The organism is Streptomyces sp. NPDC002785, assembly GCF_040295565.1.
GTDB lineage: Bacteria > Actinomycetota > Actinomycetes > Streptomycetales > Streptomycetaceae > Streptomyces.
The window spans coordinates 1-2687 of record NZ_JBEOVN010000388.1 but is presented as its reverse complement, the minus strand read 5'-3'; the positions used below and the strand labels follow the sequence as shown (position 1 = coordinate 2687).

The window sequence follows — 2687 nt, the reverse complement described above, 5'->3', positions numbered from 1 at the left end:
CGCACCTCGACATGGGTGCGGCCCACCGGCCGTCGCGGACCGCCCTGTAGCCGCTGAGGAAGCCGTCCGCACGGCCCGCTCTGCGGGCCCGTGCGCGCTGCACGGCGCCCTGCCGAGTCCACAACCGTCCTCGTCCGTCAGGAAGCCGGCGATGGGCCGTCAGCGGGCCGCTGTCGGGCCCGGGAGTGGTGCGGGGGAGCGGCGGGGAGGAGGAGAGGGCCCGGTTTGACCCTCCGGACAGCGGCCCGTAATCTTGCCCTTCGGCGTGTTTCCATATGCGTCTGTCCCTGAGCAACCCCCTCCCTTCATTGGTGAGAGGCCGCTCGTCCATTCGGATCACCTCGGGCCCCGGCCCGTGAGCGGCTGGCATCAGGGGCTTCGTTCCGAGCGAGAGAGAGATCCGCGTGTACGCCATCGTGCGCAGCGGTGGCCGCCAGCACAAGGTTGCTGTCGGTGACATCGTTGAGGTTGACAAGATTTCCACTGCCCAGGTTGGCGACACGGTCGAGCTCTCGACCCTGCTCGTGGTCGACGGCGACGCCGTGACCAGCGACCCGTGGGTGCTGGCCGGGATCAAGGTCCAGGCCGAGATCGTGGACCACCACAAGGGCGCGAAGATCGACATCCTTCGCTACAAGAACAAGACCGGCTACCGCCGTCGCCAGGGTCACCGTCAGCAGTACACGGCGATCAAGGTCACCGGTATCCCCGCGGCTGCGAAGTAAGGGACTGAGGAGACATGGCACACAAGAAGGGCGCATCGTCCACCCGGAACGGGCGCGATTCCAATGCTCAGCGGCTCGGCGTGAAGCGCTTCGGCGGTCAGGCCGTCAACGCCGGTGAGATCCTGGTCCGCCAGCGCGGCACCCACTTCCACCCGGGCACGGGCGTCGGCCGTGGCGGCGACGACACGCTGTTCGCACTCGCCGCCGGTGCGGTCGAGTTCGGTACGCACCGTGGCCGCAAGGTCGTGAACATCGTTCCGATCGCCGGCTGATTTTCGGCGCTCGTCGAGCGGTTTCTGCGGAGGCGGACCTCACTTCCCGTACGGGAAGCGGGTCCGCCTTTCGCGCGTTTCTCCCATGAGAGACGGCTTTCTCCTGTGCGGGGACAGCACGAGTGAGACATTTCTGCATGTATGTAACTGGAGGTTCCAACCATGACCACCTTCGTGGACCGCGTCGAGCTGCATGTCGCCGCGGGTAACGGGGGCCACGGCTGCGCCTCCGTACACCGTGAGAAGTTCAAACCGCTCGGCGGTCCGGACGGCGGCAACGGCGGCCGCGGCGGCGATGTGACCCTGGTCGTCGACCAGGACATCACCACGCTCCTCGACTACCACCACAGCCCCCACCGCAAGGCCACCAACGGGCAGCCCGGCGCGGGCGACAACCGGTCCGGCAAGGACGGGCAGGACCTGGTCCTGCCGGTGCCCGACGGCACGGTCGTGCTCGACAGGAACGGCAACGTGCTGGCCGACCTGGTCGGCCAGGGCACCACCTTCGTCGCCGGACAGGGCGGCCGCGGCGGCCTCGGCAACGCCGCGCTGGCCTCCGCCCGGCGCAAGGCCCCCGGCTTCGCGCTGCTCGGCGAGCCGGGTGAGGCCAGGGACGTGGTCCTGGAACTCAAGACCGTCGCCGATGTCGCGCTGGTGGGCTACCCGAGCGCCGGCAAGTCCTCGCTGATCTCCGTCCTGTCGGCGGCCAAGCCGAAGATCGCCGACTACCCCTTCACGACCCTCGTCCCGAACCTCGGCGTGGTCACCGCCGGCAGCACCGTCTACACCATTGCCGACGTTCCGGGCCTGATCCCGGGCGCCAGCCAGGGCCGGGGCCTTGGCCTGGAGTTCCTGCGGCACGTGGAACGCTGCTCGGTGCTCGTGCACGTACTGGACACCGCGACGCTGGAGTCCGACCGTGACCCCGTCTCCGACCTCGACATGATCGAGGAGGAGCTGAAGCAGTACGGCGGCCTGGAGGACCGGCCCCGCCTCGTGGTCCTCAATAAGATCGACATCCCGGACGGCCAGGACCTCGCCGACATGATCCGACCGGACCTGGAGGCGCGCGGCTACCGCGTCTTCGAGGTGTCCGCCGTCGCCCATACGGGCCTGAAGGAGCTCTCCTTCGCGCTCGCGGGCGTGATCGCCGAGGCGCGTGCGGCCAAGCCCGTGGAGGTGGCGACCCGTATCGTCATCCGCCCGAAGGCCGTCGACGACGCGGGCTTCACCGTCACGAAGGAGGAGGACGGCCTGTACCGGGTGCGCGGCGAGAAGCCGGAGCGCTGGGTCCGGCAGACCGACTTCAACAATGACGAGGCCGTCGGCTACCTGGCGGACCGTCTCAACCGTCTCGGTGTCGAGGACGGGCTGATGAAGGCCGGCGCCCGTGCGGGTGACGGCGTGGCCATCGGTGCCGAGGACAACGCGGTCGTCTTCGACTGGGAGCCGACCATGGCGGCGGGTGCGGAGATGCTCGGCCGGCGTGGCGAGGACCACCGTCTCGAAGCGCCGCGCCCGGCGGCGCAGCGCCGTCGCGAACGTGAGGCGGAACGCGACGAGGTGCAGCGCGAGTTCGACGACTTCGACCCGTTCTAGGTGTACTCGGTCATGACGTTCGTGACAGTCGGCTGATCGGTGGCTGGCCGCCGAGCGCGGTGTGTCGGCGTCCAGTGTTGTAGAAGTCGAG

3 protein-coding genes are annotated in these 2687 nt (G+C 69.0%); all 3 read left to right on the top strand.

The genetic code is table 11. The features are described 5' to 3' along the window. Positions 1–404 precede the first annotated feature (404 nt). The 3 genes from rplU to obgE all read left to right on the top strand — a co-directional run bounded on the left by rplU (position 405) and on the right by obgE (position 2596). Positions 405–725, top strand: coding sequence for a 50S ribosomal protein L21 (gene rplU / locus ABTZ94_RS37245; protein ID WP_072483615.1), 321 nt, complete (start codon positions 405–407; stop codon positions 723–725). Positions 726–739: 14 nt separating this feature from the next. Further along, entirely contained in the window at positions 740–997 is a 258-nt protein-coding gene (rpmA, locus tag ABTZ94_RS37240) for a 50S ribosomal protein L27 (RefSeq protein WP_018103204.1), read from the top strand. 162 nt (positions 998–1159) lie between these two features. After that, the gene (gene obgE, locus ABTZ94_RS37235) at positions 1160–2596 is read left to right on the top strand and encodes a GTPase ObgE (protein ID WP_351207851.1); all 1437 of its coding nucleotides are present in this window, start codon (positions 1160–1162) and stop codon (positions 2594–2596) included. The last annotated feature ends 91 nt before the right edge of the window (positions 2597–2687 follow it).